Raw genomic sequence first — 16,057 nt, forward strand, 5'->3', positions numbered from 1 at the left:
CTTCGTGCTGAAGTTCGGTGATGTCTACCATGCTCCGCTCGACAAGATGAAGGCTGCGGCGGACGACTGGTCGCACATGACCACCAAGCTGGAAAAGCTTGCCACCGATGCCCGTACCACCATGGCGGCCAGAGCCAGGGACGAGTACTGGAGGGGTGTCAACGCCGAAGTCACAAAGCCGTTCGTCGACAAGACGGCCAAGGAGTTCGACGACGCGGCGAAAGCCGCCCGGGGCATCAAGGTGATCCTCGAGGAAGGGCACAGCGCCTTCAAGAAGGCGAAGGACGAACTGAAAAGGATCATCGACACTGAGGCCAAGGAGCAAGGGCTCGTCGTCACCGCGCACGGCAAAGTCGAATCGTCCTACCCCCTGGAAAAGGACCCGACGGCGCGCCACGATCCTGACTACGAGGTCCTTCTCCAGCAGCAAAACGAGCGGATCAGGGCGCTCCAGCGACGTATCGACGCCATCGTGGAGACGTGTGACGACGCCGATGTGGCCACGGCGAACGCGCTCAAGGCGAACATCACCGGGGACCGGCACAACTTCAGCGCACCCACGTACAAGAGCCTCGACGCGGAGGAGGCCCAGCGGGCTCTCGACCTCGCGAAGAAGGGCCGGGACCTCTCGCACGAGGAGTTGGCACGGCTGAACGAGCTCCTGAAGGACAACCACACTTCGAAGGAGTTCTCCCGTACCTTCTACAACGGTATGGGGCCAAAGGGGTCTCTCGAATTCTTCGGGCAGCTTGCGACGGACACCTACGACTACGCAGAGCTTGACAAGCAGCGCCTCAAGGACGTGCAGGAGCTCCAGCGGAACCTGGGGCTCAACCTCGCCGCGGCGACCCAGGGCGGCGACAAGTGGACCGAGACCTGGTCGGCCGAGATGCGTACACTCGGCACCGAACGCATCCCGCTGGCCAAGAACGACTACAACGGTCCCTTCGGCTACCAATTGCTCGGTGGCATCATGCGGTACGGCAACTATGACGCCAAGTTCCTCAACCCCATTGCCGAGCACGTGGTCCAGCTCCACCAGAAGGACCCGTACATGTTCGCCGACAACAAGGCGATCGGCGGATGGCAGAAGGCCCCCTTCAACCCGTCCGGTGTGAACGGGGCCGGCTACGACCCGGTCGTGCCGGTGCTGGAGGCGCTGGGCCACAGTCCGGATGCCGCGAAGCTCTTCTTCTCCGCCGATCCGACGGCGTACAACGAGGACGGCACGCTGAAGGGCGGGTCGCCGGACCTCGGATCGGACAAGAACGGCAACAAGCTCACCGGCTATCTGGACTACTTCCAGAACGAGGGATATAAGTCGTTCCCCGACATCGACGGCCATCATCCCGACGATGCCAAGAAGTCCCTCGCCTACCTTCCTGATGCCCTGGGCCATGCCCTGGAAGCGGCCGTCACAGGACATGGCTGGGACGACCCCAACCCTGTGCTGAAGCGTGACGACGACACTGCCGAAATCATGCAGGAAGTGATCAATGACTACGGTTCCGACACTGGCCTACGGGGGCGGCACGGGGAACTGATGGACAGTCTTGGCCGAATGGGTGCGGCCTACATCGACGACCTCAACTACTCCACGTACAACTTCGGCGGCAGCGCAGAGGTGGTCGAGCGCGACAAGTTGTTCCCGGGCAGCAGCGACGGCTCCTACCGTACGGACTTTGGTGAGGTGGCGAGCCGGAACTTCATGGCGGCAGTCGCTTCGAACGAGGACGCGTACAAGACATTGTCTGGGGCTCAGCAGGTGTTCGAGGCCAGCGGCTTGAAGGCGCTGGGTGGTGACAAGGATGCCGCTGCCGAGTTCGCCTTCAATGCCTCCAAGGTGCACGGCGTCATGGATGAGGCGCGTGCGATCCAGATTGCGGACGACTTCAAGGACGACGAGGACAAGAAGAATCTGGAACTCGAGAAGCAGGCGGAGTGGCGCAAGTACGGCGTCAGTTCGGGTGTCGCAGGAGTCGTCGGCATCGGGTCCGCACTGGTGCTCGGTCCTGCGGCTGGGGTGGTCGCCGTCACCGCCGTTCCGCTGGTGATGGAGGCTGTGGGAGGCGCGGTGAATACGGCTTACGCAACAGAGACGTTGCAATACCTGAAGGATCATGAGCACAAGAACGACGACCAGGCCTTGAGTGCCATTCAAGAGGCCAAGCAGGCTGGTCAGCGCGGCGCGGTGGTCCCCCTGATTAACTACATCGAAGAGACGGAGATGACGACGGAGGAAAGGCGTCGCCTCATCTGGCAGGCGGAGCAGTCCTACCTGGCGGGGAACCAGGGTGCCGCCGACGCGATGAAAGTCAAGTGAGTGATGACGAATACCGCACCGTTTCTCAAGAAGGGCGCCCTCGTCGCCGCCGGAGTGTTCTTCCTGGCCGCCTGCACCGGTGACGGATCCGCGCAGAGTGAGTCGTCCCCCGAACTGAACACATGCCGGGAACTGCTCGGCCGGGAGGGTGTGGACGCCGCGCGGCGGGCTGTCGGTGGCGGTGAGGTGCGGGCGGAGGCACCCGTGTCGGCGCGGAAGCTCGCGGACACGATGGCCGGGGAAGCGAGGGTGCGGGCAGCGGACGGGGAGGACCTGGACCGCCGCTCGTACGAACCGTGCCGGTTGTCGGGGAGTACGGCGGACACCCGGGTGGTGACCCGGGCGAAGTGGTCGGTACTGACCATGGACTCGGTGTCGGAGGGGAAGCTCGCCGTTCAGTGGCGGGAAGCGGCCAAGGATGTGTACGTCCATGAGACGGACGGTGGAGACCGAGTCGCGCTCCTCGTGACCTGCCAGGTCCCCGAGGCTCCGGCGAGTCAGCGGGAGGGCGTACCGCTGGAGGTCGAAGTGAGCCGGGCCGGCGCGGCCGACGGTGACGCGCGCCTGCCCGCTCGTCTGGCGCTGTCCTTGGCCGGCAACCTCCGCGGTCTTCTGGGGTGTACCGACACCGTCACGGTGCCGACCGCGCTGCCCGGGCAGGGCTGAGGCGTGGCTGGCCTGCCGCAGGGTTGTGTCGTCCTCATCACCGGCGTCATGGCCGCCGGCAAGTCCACCGTCGCCCAGGCGCTCGCCGAACGGCTGCCGAGGGCCGCGCACGTGCGGGGTGATGTCTTCCGCCGCATGATCGTGTCGGGGCGGGCGGACATGCTGCCGGAGGCGGGCGAGGAGGCCCTCGCGCAGCTGCGGCTGCGGTACCGGCTGTCGGCCGCGACGGCCGACGCGTACGCGGACGAGAACTTCACGGCGGTCGTGCAGGACGTGGTGCTGGGCGCCGAACTCGCCGCGTACACCGCCCTCGTACGCACCCGGCCCCTCCACGTCGTCGTCCTCGCCCCGCACGCGCGCGTGGTCGCCGCCCGGGAGGAGGGGAGGGCCAAGACGGGGTACGGCGGCGGCTGGACGCCCGAGCTGCTGGACCGGGGGCTGCGCGAGGAGACGCCACGGATCGGGCTCTGGCTCGACACGTCGGAGCTGACGGTGGAGGGAACGGTGGACGCGATCCTGGCCGGCCTGGATCGCGCCCTCGTGCCGTAGACACGGTGGAGACCGTGGCGGGATTCGAACCCGCGTCACCAGAGTTGCAGTCTGGCCCCTCAGCCTCTCGGGCACACGGTCGGGTGCTTGGTCGGTACGACCGTAGGGTGCGCCGGCGCGGTGGGGGAAGGCATGCAACACGACTGCCACACGGCGTTCATGGACGTACGACCAAGGGACGAGGACCGTCCCGTCCCCGGACAGGGGCCAAGCGGGGGGATGCCACTTACGGTGAGTCCATGACCGCATTGAAGAGCAGCCGCACAGGGATATCCACCGCCGGGCAGCAGAAGCCCGGCGGTGTTCTCGGGCGGGAGCATCGCGCCCTCAGTGTCGGGATCGTCTCCGTGGTGATGCTGATCGCCTTCGAGGCGACCGCCGTCGGTACGGCGATGCCGGTCGCCGCGCGGGAACTGCACGGCGTTCCGCTGTACGCGTTCGCCTTCTCCGCGTACTTCACCACCAGCCTCTTCGCCATGGTGCTGTCCGGCCAGTGGTCCGACCGCGCCGGGCCGCTCGCGCCGCTCACCGGCGGGATCACCGCCTTCGGGGCGGGGCTGCTGATGTCGGGGACGGCGGGCGCCATGTGGCTGTTCATCCTCGGGCGGGCCGTGCAGGGACTGGGCGGCGGGCTGGTGATCGTGGCGCTGTACGTGGTCGTCAGCCGGGCGTACGAGGAGCGGCTGCGGCCCGCGATCATGGCCGCGTTCGCCGCCGGGTGGGTCATCCCCTCGATCGTGGGGCCGCTCGCCGCCGGGACGGTCACCGAGCGGCTGGGGTGGCGGTGGGTGTTCACGGGCATCCCCGTGCTCGTCGTCCTGCCGCTGGCGCTCGCCCTGCCGGCGATACGCCGCATGGCGTCCGGCCCGGCTGATCCGGGGGCGCCGGCGCCGTTCGACGGGCGGCGCATCCGCCTGGCGCTCGGGATCTCGCTGGGCGCGGGCCTGCTCCAGTACGCGGGGCAGGACCTGCGCCCGTGGTCGCTGGTCCCGGCGGTGGCGGGCGCCGCGCTGCTCGTGCCCGCCGCGCTCGGGCTGCTGCCGCGCGGCACCTACCGGGCGGCGCGCGGGCTGCCGTCGGTGGTGCTGCTACGGGGGCTGGCGGCGGGGGCGTTCATCTCGGCCGAGTCGTTCGTGCCGCTGATGCTGGTCACCGAGCGGGGCTGAGCCCCACCATGGCCGGGCTGTCGCTGGCGGTGGGCGGCGCGACGTGGGCGCTGGGCTCGTACATCCAGTCGCGGCCCCGCGTGGAGCCGTACCGGGAGCGGCTGATGGTGCTCGGGATGCTGCTGGTCGCGGCGGCCATCGCGACGGCGCCCAGCGTGCTGATCCACTCCGTACCGGTGTGGATCGTGGGCGTGGCCTGGGGCTTCGGCTGCCTCGGCATGGGCATGGTCATCGCCTCGACGAGCGTGCTGCTGCTGAAGCTGTCGGCGCCGGAGGAGGCGGGCGCGAACTCGGCCGCGCTGCAGATCTCCGACGGGCTCACCAACGCGCTGCTCCTCACGGGCGGCGGCGCCGCCTTCGCGGCCCTGGGCGGCGGTGCGGTGGCGGGACACGCGGCCTCGCCGGGCGGCTCGCACCCGGTCGCCTTCGCGGCGGTGTTCCTGCCGATGGCGGCGGTGGGGCTGGTGGGGGCGTGGGTGGCGACGCGGTTGCGGGTCGTTCCAAAACCGCAGTGACACCGTGCGGTACCACGCGGTACCGTCGAGTCATGGCTGGTCTCAACGTCAGGTTCACCGAGGAAGAGCTGGACGCCCTGCGCAAGCGCGCCGAGGGGGAGGGACGCAGCATGCAGTCCTTCGCCCACGACGCGGTCATGAACGCCATAAACGAACACTCCCGGCTGTTCGACGAAGCAGCCGAGCACGTGCTGAAGGTGAGCGAGGAGCTGAACCGGAGGCTCGCCTGATGCGCTACCTCACGCTGCCTGAGCTGCTCAATCTCGCCGAGCGGCTCGGCACCCCGGACGTGCGCGATTTCGGGCTGCTCGACTCGGCGCTCGCTCGTCCCCAGTCGAGTGTGTTCGGCCAGGACGCCTACCCGGACGTCTGGCAGAAGGCCGCCGCTCTGATGGAGTCCGTTGCGCGCAATCACGGGCTCGTCGACGGCAACAAGCGCCTCGCCTGGTACGCGACCTGGGTCTTCCTGCACATGAATGGCCATCCGCTCGATGCGGAGTTCGACGTGGACGAGGCCGAGCAGTTCGTGCTCGACGTGTGCCAAGGCGCGCTTGACGTACCCAAGATCGCCGCGCAGCTGCCGCGATTCGCCCGCTGAGGGCGGGCCGGAGGTGTGACCCGCGTCGCACTCCACGAGGTCACGGCGCCGTCCCGGCGGGGGCGGCGCCGAGCCACCGGTAGGGTGGCCCGGTTGTCGTACGTAACAGCCGAGAGACCGAATCGGAGACCGTGACTACTACCGCCTCCCATCACCTCTCACCCGCCTTCCCCGGCCGCGCGCCCTGGGGTACCGCCAACAAGCTGCGTGCCTGGCAGCAGGCCGCGATGGAGAAGTACATCCAGGAGCAGCCGCGCGACTTCCTCGCGGTCGCGACGCCCGGCGCCGGTAAGACCACCTTCGCGCTCACGCTCGCGTCCTGGCTGCTGCACCACCACGTCGTGCAGCAGGTCACCGTCGTCGCGCCGACCGAGCACCTGAAGAAGCAGTGGGCGGCCGCCGCCGCGCGGATAGGCATCAAGCTGGACCCGGACTACAGCGCCGGGCCGCTGAGCAAGGAGTACCACGGCGTCGCGGTCACCTACGCCGGCGTCGGCGTACGGCCCATGCTGCACCGCAACCGCAGCGAGCAGCGCAAGACGCTCGTCATCCTCGACGAGATCCACCACGCCGGTGACTCCAAGTCGTGGGGCGAGGCGTGCCTGGAGGCCTTCGAGCCGGCCACGCGGCGGCTCGCGCTCACCGGTACGCCGTTCCGGTCGGACACCAACCCGATCCCCTTCGTCACGTACGAGGAGGGCAACGACGGGATTCGCAGGTCGTCCGCCGACTACACGTACGGCTACGGAAACGCCCTCGGCGACGGGGTCGTCCGGCCCGTGATCTTCCTCAGCTACAGCGGCAACATGCGCTGGCGCACCAAGGCCGGCGACGAGGTCGCCGCCAAGCTCGGCGAGCCGATGACCAAGGACGCCATCTCGCAGGCCTGGCGCACCGCCCTCGACCCGCGCGGCGACTGGATGCCGAACGTGCTGCGCGCCGCCGACCAGCGGCTCACCGAGGTCCGCAAGGGCATCCCGGACGCGGGCGGCCTGGTCATCGCCTCCGACCAGGACTCGGCACGCGCGTACGCCAAGCTGATCCGCGAGATCACCGGGACCAGGGCGACGGTCGTCCTCTCCGACGACGCGGGCGCGTCGAAGCGGATCGACGAGTTCAGCGAAGGCGACGACCGCTGGATGGTCGCCGTCCGGATGGTGTCCGAGGGCGTCGACGTGCCGCGCCTCGCGGTCGGCGTGTACGCGACGACGATCTCGACGCCGCTGTTCTTCGCGCAGGCCGTGGGCCGTTTCGTACGATCGCGCAGGCGCGGCGAGACCGCGTCCGTGTTCCTTCCGACGATCCCGAACCTGCTGACCTTCGCCAATGAGATGGAGGTCGAGCGCGACCACGCCCTCGACAAGCCGAAGAAGGCGGGCGAGGACGAGGATCCGTACGCCGAGTCCGAGAAGGAAATGGACGAGGCCAACAAGCAGCAGGACGAGGACACCGGCGAGCAGGACATGCTGCCCTTCGAGGCGCTGGAGTCCGACGCGGTCTTCGACCGGGTGCTGTACGACGGCGCCGAGTTCGGCATGCAGGCCCACCCCGGCAGCGCGGAGGAGCAGGACTACCTCGGCATCCCCGGGCTGCTGGAGCCCGACCAGGTCCAACTGCTCCTGCGCAAACGGCAGGCACGGCAGATCGCGCACAGCAGGCAGAAGCCGGCCGAGGAGGCCGACCTGCTGGAGCTGCCGGCCGAGCGGCGGCCCGTCGTTTCGCACAAGGAGCTGCTGGAGCTGCGCAAGCAGTTGAACACGATGGTCGGTGCGTACGTCCACCAGAGCGGCAAGCCGCACGGCGTCATCCACACCGAACTGCGCCGGGTGTGCGGCGGGCCGCCGAGCGCGGAGGCGACGGCGGGACAGATCAGGGAGCGGATCAAGAAGGTCCAGGAGTGGGCCACGCGCATGCGCTAGCAATGGGTGCACAACGGGACGAAATGTCCGTACGCCCCTCGCTTGCGCCCGGATTCTGGACGAGGGCTTCCGCTGAGCGGAGTCCCTCGCTACTGTCCCGGCAATCGCAATGCAAACGCCCCGTGGCAACGCCGCCGCGGAGCGCAGCCGGTGCGCCATGGCCTGCCGGCGGCCTCTCCGTGCGTCGCCGATGGGACCGGTGGCGCATCCGCCGTTGAGAGTGCCCGCCGTCACTCACTCCGAAGGAGAGGGCGTCGTGACCGCGGAGACCTCCCAGACGCTCGACCGAGGACTGCGCGTCCTCAAGCTGCTCGCCGACACCGACCACGGGCTGACCGTCACCGAGTTGTCCAACAAACTCGGCGTCAACCGGACCGTCGTCTACCGGCTGCTCGCCACGCTCGAACAGCACGCCCTGGTACGCCGTGACCTCGGCGGCCGGGCCCGCGTCGGCCTCGGCGTGCTCCGGCTCGGCCGCCAGGTGCACCCGCTGGTGCGCGAGGCCGCGCTGCCCGCGCTGCGGTCGCTGGCCGAGGACATCGGGGCCACCGCCCATCTGACGCTGGTCGACGGGGCGGAGGCGCTCGCCGTCGCGGTGGTCGAGCCGACCTGGACGGACTACCACGTGGCCTACCGGGCCGGTTTCCGCCACCCGCTGGACCGGGGCGCGGCCGGCCGCGCGATACTCGCCGCCCGCCAGGGCGCCCTCAACGAGCCCGGCTACACGCTCACGCACGGCGAACTGGAGGCGGGCGCGAGCGGCGCGGCGGCCCCGCTGCTCGGGGTGACCGGCGTCGAGGGCAGCGTCGGCGTGGTCATGCTCGCGGACGCGGTACCGGAACGGGTCGGGCCGCGCGTCGTCGACGCCGCCCGCGAAGTCGCGGACGCCCTCCGCTGACCGGCCGGTCCGCCCCGGCCGGTCCGCCCCGAGCGGGTCGGCCGGGCGCTGCCCGGCACCCTCGCACGGGGCGGATGCCCGGCTGGTGGACGGCGCCGGGGCCGGCCGCCCGGCTCGTGAGCGCCGCCCTCGCACGCGTACGGCGCCGGGGCCGGCCGCCCGGCTCGTGAGCGCCGCCCTCGCACGCGTACGGCGCCGGGGCCGGCCGCCCGGTTCCTGAGCGCCGCGCCGGGCTGACCGCCCGCTGTTGAGCGCCGCGCCGCGCCGGGACGTCCCATTGCTGAGCCCCGCCCGTGCCGGGGCCGGCCGTACCTCCGGCCTCGCCCGCGCCGGGGCCGACGGGTGCCCCCGGCCCGCCCCCCGGCGGCCGGCGACCACCGGCCGATAGATTGGCACCGTGCTCTCCAGTCTCACGCGTCCCCGCGCGCTCGCCCTGTGCGCCCTGCCCGTCGTCGCCCTGCTCGTCGCCGCCGGGGTCGCGCCGTTGCCGTTCACCCTCGCGCAGCCGGGGTCGACCAGTGACGTGCTCGGCGAGCACAAGGGGCGGCAGGTGATCACCATCTCGGGCGTGCCCGTCCGCAAGACCGAGGGCGAGCTGCGCATGACGACGATCGTGGCGACCGGGCCGCGCGCCGACGTGGACCTCGGGGACGTCGTCGACAGCTGGTTCCGCGGCGACCGTGCCGTGCTGCCGCACGACTCCGTCTACCCGGCCGGCAAGTCCGACGCCGAGATCGAGAAGCGCAACATCGGCCAGATGCGGGCATCGCAGAACAGCGCCGTCCAGGCCGCCCTCGGCTACCTCGGCAAGAGCCCGAAGCAGGTGAAGGTCGACCTGGAGCTGGCCGACATCGGCGGGCCCAGCGCCGGGCTGTTCTTCGCGCTCGGGATCGTCGACAAGATCCAGGGCGACGGCTCGGGCGGCGACCTGACCGGCGGCCGCACGATCGCCGGTACGGGAACGGTCGCCGCCGACGGCACGGTCGGTGCCGTCGGCGGGGTGTCCCTCAAGACCCAGGCGGCTCACCGCGACGGCGCGACCGTCTTCCTCGTACCGAAGGCCGAGTGCGCGGACGCCCAGGCCGAGAAGCCGGAGGGGCTGCGGCTCATCCCCGTCACCACGCTCAAGGACGCGGTGTCGTCGCTGCGCGCTCTGGAGCAGGGGAAGAAGGTCCCGAGCTGCTGACCGCCGCCGGCCCGTCCATCTCCCGCCAGGAGGGGAAGAACGCCGGTGCCAGCGTCGTCACGAAGTACACCCCGCTGACCGCCAGCAGCGCCGGTACGAGACCCACCCGCTCCACCAGGTAACCCGCGCCCACCCCGCCCAGCGGCATGGCCATCAGCGCCCCGGCCGTCGTCACCCCCGCCACCCGGCTGCGCAGCGCGTCCGGGACCCGCTCGTACACCACCGTCGTCAGGATCGGGTTGAGCGCCCCCGAGCCCAGCCCGCCGACCGCCGCCGTCACCACCATCGGCCACACGCTGTCCGTCATCGCCGCCATGACGAACGGCGGCGCCCCGCTGACCAGGAACGCGACCGTGAACACGGTGCGCCGCCGGAAGCGGTGCCCCACCGCCGCGTACAGCAGGGCGCCCAGCAGCGCGCACCCGCCCCACACCGCCATGACCAGGCCGATCGCGGCCGCGCCGCCCAGGTTGAGCTGGGCGTGCACCGGCAGGAGCACCGCGCTCCAGCCCTGGCTCAGGCCATTGGTGACCATCACCATCAGCGTGATGCCCAGCAGCAGCCGGGAGCCGAGCACGAAGGCGTACCCCTCGCGCAGCTCCGCCCGGTACCGCGCCACCGACACGGGCGCGCCGTCCCGCCGCGGTTCGGCGGCCTTCACGCCGCGTACGCCGCCGAAGACCAGCAGCGCGGAGAGCCCGAAGGTCGCCGCGTCGAGCAGCAGGACCGTTTCCGCGCCGACCAGCGCGATCAGTACGCCCGCGAGGGCGGCGCCCGCCATCCGCGCCCCGCGCGACACCGCGTCGAACAGGCTCGCCGCCCGCGCGAGCGTGGTCCCGGCCTGCTCGGCGAGGTCCGGCACGAGGACGTGCCGGGCCGTCTCGCCGGGCGCGTGGAACAGCCCGGTGACGCCCATCAGCGCGCACAGCATCCAGAAGTCGAGCCGCCCCGCGTAGTGCAGGAGCGGGATCGCGGCGAGCGCCAGGGCGCAGACCACGTCCGACGCGATGCTGACGCGCCGGCGCCCGACCCGGTCGATGACCGGCCCGCCGACGATCGCCGAGACGACGACGGGCAGCGTGGCGCAGAAGGCGACGAGCCCGGCCTTGCCGGGGCTGCCGGTGGTCTGGAGCGCGAACCACGGGACGCCGATGAGCGTCAGCGAGTTGCCGCTGATGGATACGGCGTTGGCCACCAGCACGGTGGCGAGCGGCCGCCGCTGCTGCCCGTTCACGCGATACGGGCGGTACGTGGCGGGGGAGCGGCCACCAGCCGGAGGCCCAGCTCGACGAGTGCCCAGCCCAGTCGCGTACGCAGTGGCGGCTGGTGACGCCGCCGGGGCGCCGGCCGCCGGGGAGCGCGGTCCCTCAATTCAGCGGCGCGCTGCTCGTGCAGTCGGAAGTGGATGTCGGGGTGCATGGCGGCCATCGGTCCCTTCAGTCGTTCTTCTGCGGGAAGGCGTGGAGGTGGACCCGTACGCGGGCGGCGCCTTCACCCGGTTCGACGTCGGCATAGCTGTTGATCAGCGCGTGCAGCTTCTCGTCCAGCTCGTGGACTTGCTCGGGGTTGAGCCGGAGCGAGAAGTCGCTCAGGTCCGAGTTCTTCACCCACTCCGTGGGCCAGTCGCGCATCGTGCCGACCCAGGTGGACAGCTCCTGGTTGTGGATGGTGGCGATCTCGTGGAGGAAGACGTTCAGGGCGCCACGGGTCTCGGGGGACTCGTCGTCGTACAGCGAGGCGTCGACGGCAGTGCCCCGCTGCGCCGCCTTCCACCAGCGCTCGCGCCCCTTCCCCCGTTCCGGGTCGTCCTCGACGAAGCCGTACGTGGCGAGCTGGCGTAGGTGGTAGCTGGTCGCGCCGCTGGACTCGCCGAGCCGCTCGGCCAGTTGGGAAGCGGTGGCTGGGCCGTGGTGGCGCAGGGCGGCCAGCAGGCGGATCCGCAAGGGGTGGGCGAGGCCGCGCAGGGAGCGCGGATCGAGCTGCCGGACGGATTTCTTCTCGGGCTCGGGCATACCCTCACCCTAGAGTTGCAAAGAACTGCTTGCAACCACTTCTTTGCAACAACTCCTTTGGAATCAGCCCTCCTTGATGAACCCCTCCCTCACCAGCCACTCCTTCGCCACCTCGTGGGGATCCTCACCGCCCACATCCACCCGCGCGTTCAACTCCCGCGCCACCGCCGTGTTCAGCCGCGCGCTCAGCGGGTTCAGCAGCTCCGCGATCACCGGGTACTTCTCGTACGTCGCCGCATGCAGCGACGGCGCCGCGTTGTAGTTGGGGAAGAACCGCTTGTCGTCAGCGAGGGTGTCCAGGTCCATCGCCTCGATCCGGCCGTCCGTCGTGTACGCCTCGCCCAGCAGGCACGTGTCCGACTTCGCGACCTGTGTGTAGATGATCCCGGCGTCCATCTTGCGGATGTTGGCCGCCGGGATGTTCATGCCGTACGCCTTCTGCATGCCCGGCAGCCCGTCCTCCCGGGACGCGAACTCGTTCTCCACGCACAGCGTCACCGCAGACGGGTCCTTGCGCGCCAGCTCCGCCACGTCCGACAGCGTGCGCAACCGGTAGGTGGCGTTGTTCCGCTTGTTGATGGCCAGCGTGTAGGTGTTGTTCAGGGTGGACTGGGGCAGCCAGGTGACACCGTTCCTCACATCCGCGTCCCGCACCGCCCGCCACTGTGCCTGCGGATCGACGATCGGCTTCTGGTTGCCCTGGTACGTGATCCACGCCGTGCCCGTGTACTCGTAGATCGCGTCCGCGTCGCCCTTGATGATCGCCTCCCGCCCGCTGATGGACCCCGGGAGGTTCGTCCGGTCCAGCACCTCGGCGCCCGCCGCCTTGAAGATCAGACCGATCATGTGGCCGAGGATGATGTTCTCGCTGAAGTTCTTCGACGTGACCGTCAACGAGGCGCCCTTGAGCGGCTGCCCGCGCCCCACCGAGCCCGGCCGCACGTCATCCGCCATCGGGGAGCCGCTCTTCAGCCCGCACCCCGACAGCACCAGCACCAGCCCCGCGCACACCACCCCGCGCCCGTACCGCATCACCCTCACCTCACCTCACCCCACCCCCAGCCCGCGCGGTGTCAGGGCCAGCTCCGCCAGCGACGCCAGCCAGTCGACCAGCAGCGCCAGCACCACCGTCAGGACGGAACCCAGCACCAGCACCGCCATCCGCTGCGTCTGGATGCCCGACGTGATCAGGTCCCCGAGCCCGCCGCCACCGCCGAACGTCGCCAGCGTCGCCGTACCCACATTGAGCACCAGCGCCGTGCGCACACCCGCCAGGATCAGCGGTACGGCCAGCGGCAGTTCGACCCGCAGCAGCCTGGCGGTCGCCGACATGCCGATGCCCCGCGCCGCCTCCACCAGCTGCGGGTCGATGGCGCGCAGGCCGGCCACGGTGTTGGACAGCACCGGCAGGACGGCGTAGACGACCATGCCGACGATCGCGGTCGACGGCCCGATGCCCAGCCAGATCACCAGCAGCGCCAGCAGACCGATGGCGGGCGTCGCCTGCCCGACGTTCGCGACCGCCGTGGCCACCGGCGCGGCCCGGCTCAGGCCGCGCCGGGTCAGGGCGATGCCGAGCGGGACGGCGATGAGGAGCACCCAGAAGGTGGAGATCGCCGTCAGCTTCACGTGCTGCCACAGCCGCAACTGCACGTTCCCGCCCGCCAGCGAGTTCTCGGCGATGGTGTCCAGCCTGGCGTTGCTGATCCAGACGTACGTCACCACCAGCACCACGGCCAGCACGACCGGCATGACCACCAGTTTCCGCCACGGGACGCGCCCCCTTCGTACGGGGCCGGACGGCGGCGCGGGAGCCTCCTCCTCGACCTCGTACGTCACTGGCCGCCCTCCAGCTCCACCTCGGTCCGGTGGTGGCGCATCTCCTCCAGGTCGTGCTGGTGCTCGATCGCGGCCAGCCGGTCCGCCTCCAGCATCTCGTGCACCGAGTTCATCAGCGTCTCCATGTCGACGACCCCGATGTACTCGCCGCGCCGCCCCGTCACCGCCACCCGCCCCGCCGAGTCGATCAGCACCGCCTCCAGCGCGTCGTGCAGCGTCGCGTCCCGCGTCACCGTGTCGTGCACCAGCTGCCCGGCCCGCGCCAGCGAGCCCTTCGCCCGCATCAGGTCGCCGCGCCGCAGCCACTTGTAGGGCCGCCCGCGCCGGTCCAGCATCAGCAGCTCGTTGTGCAGCCCGCTGCGCAGCCGGTTGAAGATCGTCTGCAGCGGATCGTCCACCGACACCGTGGGGAAGTCGGCGATCTCCACATCTCTCACCCGCGTGAGATTGAGCCGCTTCAAAGCGGCCCCCGCGCCCACGAAACCCGACACGAAGTCGTCCGCCGGATTCGTGAGGATCGCCTCCGGCGTGTCGAACTGCGCGATGTGCGAACGCTCGCGCAGCACCGCGATCCGGTCGCCCAGCTTGATCGCCTCGTCGAAGTCATGCGTCACGAACACGATCGTCTTGTGCAACTCGTGCTGCAGCCGGATCAATTCATCTTGCAAATGGTCACGCGTAATGGGGTCGACGGCCCCGAACGGCTCGTCCATCAGCAGCACCGGCGGATCCGCCGCCAGCGCCCGCGCCACCCCCACCCGCTGCTGCTGCCCGCCCGACAGCTGGCGCGGGTAGCGGCCGTGGAACTCGCGCGGGTCCAGCCCCACCAGGTCCAGCATCTCCTCGACCCGGTCGCGCACCTTCGCCTTCGACCAGCCCACCATCTTCGGTACGAGGGCGATGTTCTCCGCGACCGTCATATGGGGGAAGAGCCCCGACGACTGGATCGCGTACCCGACCTTCCGGCGCAGCTTCACCGGATCGATCCGGGTGACGTCCTCGTCATTGATCCGGATCCGCCCCGACGACGGCTCGATCAGCCGGTTGATCATCTTCAGGGTGGTCGACTTGCCGCACCCCGACGGTCCCACGAAGATCACCGTTTCCCCGGCCTTGATCTCCATCGACACGTCGTCCACGGCCGGGCTCGGATTGCCCGGGTAGCGCTTGGAGAGGTTCTCCAGCTCAATGCTCGCGCCCGACGCCTCAGCCACGGAACCCCCTCGGAATCGTCAGCCGCCCCAGCAGTACGTACGCGGCGTCGAAGAGCAGCGCGAGGACCACGATCCCCAGCGTCCCCGCCAGCACCTGGTTGATCGCGTTGGCGCTGCCCAGCGAGGCGATCCCCCGGAAGATCTCGTTGCCCAGCCCCGGCCCCGAGGCGTACGCGGCGATGGCGGCGATGCCCATGAGCATCTGCGTGGACACCCGGATCCCGGTCAGGATCGGCGGCCAGGCCAGCGGCAGCTCCACCCGCACCAGCCGGGCGGCCGGGGACATCCCGATGCCCTTCGCGGCGTCCACCAGGGCCGGGTCGACCCCGCGCAGGCCCACGATCGCGTTCCGTACGATCGGCAGCAGCCCGTACAGCACCAGCGCGATCACCGTCGGTGGCACGCCCAGCCCCACCACCGGGATCAGCAGACCGATCAGCGCCAGCGACGGAATGGTCAGCACCGTCGCCGTCGACGTGATCGCCAGATTCCCCGCCCACCCGCTGCGATACGTGCCCAGGGCGATCAGCACCCCCACCGCGGTGGCGATCACCATGCACTGGAATACGGCGCTGACGTGCTGCAACGCGTCCGTGAACAGCTGCTGGTGCCGAGTGACCAGGTACTCCCAGAAGCCCACGCGCGTCTCCTCCCCTACTCCTCCTCCGCCGCCTGCTCCACCAGCGGGATGATCCGCAGAGGCACGGGGTTCTCCATGACGATCGCCGTGGAGGCCCGCACGATGCCATCAAAACCGACAACCCGGTCGATCACCCGCTGAAGATCCGCGTTCGACCGGGCCACCAGTCGGCACAGCATGTCCCCGTGGCCGGTCGTCGTGTGCAGCTCCAGCACCTCCGGCACCCCCGCCAAGTGCTCGCGCACATCGGCGCCTTGCCCCTGTTTGATCTCCAGCGTCGCGAACGCCGTGACCGGATAACCCAGCGCCGCCGGATCCACATCGGGCCCGAACCCCCGGATGACTCCGTTCGACTGAAGCCGGTCCAGCCGGGCCTGCACCGTGCCGCGCGCCACCCCCAGCCGGCGCGACGCCTCCAGCACGCCTATGCGCGGCTCACGCGCCAGCAGCGCGATGAGTCTGCCGTCCAGATGATCGATCGCCATACCCGCCCTCCAGTGGTCACCCTGTACAGATCGCCCGCCCATACTGC

General features: G+C 70.2%; 16 protein-coding genes, 1 tRNA gene and 1 pseudogene. 9 read left to right on the forward strand and 9 right to left on the reverse strand.

Annotation, left to right across the window (positions count from 1 at the left end):
* Positions 1 to 4: 4 nt before the first annotated feature.
* Genes AMK26_RS00430 through AMK26_RS00440 form a run of 3 tightly spaced genes read left to right on the forward strand, consistent with a single transcriptional unit; the run spans position 5 to position 3,538 of the window.
* Positions 5 to 2,323 (forward strand): hypothetical protein, encoded by a 2,319-nt coding sequence (locus AMK26_RS00430; RefSeq protein WP_073750592.1) that lies wholly within the window; start codon positions 5 to 7, stop codon positions 2,321 to 2,323.
* A gap of 3 nt (positions 2,324 to 2,326) precedes the next feature.
* Positions 2,327 to 2,989, forward strand: a complete 663-nt coding sequence (locus tag AMK26_RS00435) for a hypothetical protein (RefSeq protein ID WP_143608412.1) — start codon at positions 2,327 to 2,329, stop codon at positions 2,987 to 2,989.
* Between the two features lie 3 nt (positions 2,990 to 2,992).
* Positions 2,993 to 3,538 carry an AAA family ATPase gene (locus AMK26_RS00440; protein WP_443333132.1) on the forward strand — a complete coding sequence of 182 codons (546 nt, stop codon included), beginning with the start codon at positions 2,993 to 2,995 and terminating at the stop codon, positions 3,536 to 3,538.
* Between the two features lie 6 nt (positions 3,539 to 3,544).
* Here AMK26_RS00440 and AMK26_RS00445 read toward each other — a convergent pair.
* Positions 3,545 to 3,619: transfer RNA gene (locus AMK26_RS00445), tRNA-Cys, on the reverse strand.
* Positions 3,620 to 3,777: 158 nt separating this feature from the next.
* On the opposite strand from AMK26_RS00445, the pseudogene AMK26_RS00450 reads away from it, so the two are divergent.
* The 6 genes and pseudogenes from AMK26_RS00450 to AMK26_RS00475 all read left to right on the forward strand — a co-directional run bounded on the left by AMK26_RS00450 (position 3,778) and on the right by AMK26_RS00475 (position 9,820).
* Positions 3,778 to 5,219: pseudogene (locus AMK26_RS00450) on the forward strand (MFS transporter).
* Positions 5,220 to 5,251: 32 nt separating this feature from the next.
* Positions 5,252 to 5,449, forward strand: a complete 198-nt coding sequence (locus tag AMK26_RS00455; RefSeq protein ID WP_073750596.1) for an Arc family DNA-binding protein — start codon at positions 5,252 to 5,254, stop codon at positions 5,447 to 5,449.
* Positions 5,449 to 5,817, forward strand: coding sequence for a type II toxin-antitoxin system death-on-curing family toxin (locus AMK26_RS00460; protein ID WP_073750598.1), 369 nt, complete (start codon positions 5,449 to 5,451; stop codon positions 5,815 to 5,817). The genes AMK26_RS00455 and AMK26_RS00460 overlap by 1 nt, the downstream gene beginning before the upstream one ends.
* 131 nt (positions 5,818 to 5,948) lie before the next feature.
* Positions 5,949 to 7,736: a DEAD/DEAH box helicase gene (locus AMK26_RS00465; RefSeq protein ID WP_073750600.1), complete on the forward strand. Its 1,788-nt coding sequence runs from the start codon at positions 5,949 to 5,951 to the stop codon at positions 7,734 to 7,736.
* A gap of 256 nt (positions 7,737 to 7,992) precedes the next feature.
* Positions 7,993 to 8,634, forward strand: a complete 642-nt coding sequence (locus AMK26_RS00470; RefSeq protein ID WP_073750602.1) for an IclR family transcriptional regulator — start codon at positions 7,993 to 7,995, stop codon at positions 8,632 to 8,634.
* Between the two features lie 397 nt (positions 8,635 to 9,031).
* Positions 9,032 to 9,820 carry a S16 family serine protease gene (locus AMK26_RS00475; RefSeq protein WP_073750604.1) on the forward strand — a complete coding sequence of 263 codons (789 nt, stop codon included), beginning with the start codon at positions 9,032 to 9,034 and terminating at the stop codon, positions 9,818 to 9,820.
* Here the strand turns inward: AMK26_RS00475 and AMK26_RS00480 are convergent.
* The 8 genes from AMK26_RS00480 to AMK26_RS00515 form a co-directional block, all read right to left on the reverse strand.
* Positions 9,759 to 11,054: an MFS transporter gene (locus AMK26_RS00480; protein WP_073750606.1), complete on the reverse strand. Its 1,296-nt coding sequence runs from the start codon at positions 11,052 to 11,054 to the stop codon at positions 9,759 to 9,761. The two genes, AMK26_RS00475 and AMK26_RS00480, sit on opposite strands and share 62 nt — an antisense overlap.
* Positions 11,051 to 11,248, reverse strand: a complete 198-nt coding sequence (locus tag AMK26_RS00485) for a hypothetical protein (RefSeq protein ID WP_443333133.1) — start codon at positions 11,246 to 11,248, stop codon at positions 11,051 to 11,053. Before AMK26_RS00485 ends, AMK26_RS00480 begins: the two co-directional genes overlap by 4 nt.
* Before the next feature lie 8 nt (positions 11,249 to 11,256).
* A complete protein-coding gene (locus tag AMK26_RS00490) occupies positions 11,257 to 11,832 on the reverse strand; it encodes an ArsR/SmtB family transcription factor (protein ID WP_073750608.1) in 576 nt (191 codons plus the stop codon).
* Between the two features lie 63 nt (positions 11,833 to 11,895).
* The gene (locus tag AMK26_RS00495; RefSeq protein WP_073750610.1) at positions 11,896 to 12,864 is read right to left on the reverse strand and encodes a glycine betaine ABC transporter substrate-binding protein; all 969 of its coding nucleotides are present in this window, start codon (positions 12,862 to 12,864) and stop codon (positions 11,896 to 11,898) included.
* Between the two features lie 15 nt (positions 12,865 to 12,879).
* Positions 12,880 to 13,671 (reverse strand): ABC transporter permease, encoded by a 792-nt coding sequence (locus tag AMK26_RS00500; RefSeq protein ID WP_079277385.1) that lies wholly within the window; start codon positions 13,669 to 13,671, stop codon positions 12,880 to 12,882.
* The gene (locus tag AMK26_RS00505) at positions 13,668 to 14,885 is read right to left on the reverse strand and encodes a betaine/proline/choline family ABC transporter ATP-binding protein (protein ID WP_073750612.1); all 1,218 of its coding nucleotides are present in this window, start codon (positions 14,883 to 14,885) and stop codon (positions 13,668 to 13,670) included. The genes AMK26_RS00500 and AMK26_RS00505 overlap by 4 nt, the downstream gene beginning before the upstream one ends.
* Complete coding sequence (locus AMK26_RS00510; RefSeq protein WP_073750614.1) at positions 14,878 to 15,525, reverse strand: ABC transporter permease; 648 nt, start codon at positions 15,523 to 15,525, stop codon at positions 14,878 to 14,880. The genes AMK26_RS00505 and AMK26_RS00510 overlap by 8 nt, the downstream gene beginning before the upstream one ends.
* Before the next feature lie 14 nt (positions 15,526 to 15,539).
* Positions 15,540 to 16,010, reverse strand: a complete 471-nt coding sequence (locus AMK26_RS00515; protein ID WP_073750616.1) for an Lrp/AsnC family transcriptional regulator — start codon at positions 16,008 to 16,010, stop codon at positions 15,540 to 15,542.
* Between the last annotated feature and the right edge of the window lie 47 nt (positions 16,011 to 16,057).

Source organism: Streptomyces sp. CB03234, assembly GCF_001905885.1.
Classification (GTDB): Bacteria; Actinomycetota; Actinomycetes; order Streptomycetales; family Streptomycetaceae; genus Streptomyces.

Excerpts from the sequence above, each read along its gene's own strand:
- AMK26_RS00435 (WP_143608412.1), top strand. The coding sequence starts at position 2,327 with ATGACGAATACCGCACCGTTTCTCAAGAAGGGCGCCCTCGTCGCCGCC.
- AMK26_RS00455 (WP_073750596.1), top strand. The coding sequence starts at position 5,252 with ATGGCTGGTCTCAACGTCAGGTTCACCGAGGAAGAGCTGGACGCCCTG.
- AMK26_RS00460 (WP_073750598.1), top strand. The coding sequence starts at position 5,449 with ATGCGCTACCTCACGCTGCCTGAGCTGCTCAATCTCGCCGAGCGGCTC.
- AMK26_RS00485 (WP_443333133.1), bottom strand. The coding sequence starts at position 11,248 with ATGGCCGCCATGCACCCCGACATCCACTTCCGACTGCACGAGCAGCGC.
- AMK26_RS00490 (WP_073750608.1), bottom strand. The coding sequence starts at position 11,832 with ATGCCCGAGCCCGAGAAGAAATCCGTCCGGCAGCTCGATCCGCGCTCC.
- AMK26_RS00495 (WP_073750610.1), bottom strand. The coding sequence starts at position 12,864 with ATGCGGTACGGGCGCGGGGTGGTGTGCGCGGGGCTGGTGCTGGTGCTG.
- AMK26_RS00515 (WP_073750616.1), bottom strand. The coding sequence starts at position 16,010 with ATGGCGATCGATCATCTGGACGGCAGACTCATCGCGCTGCTGGCGCGT.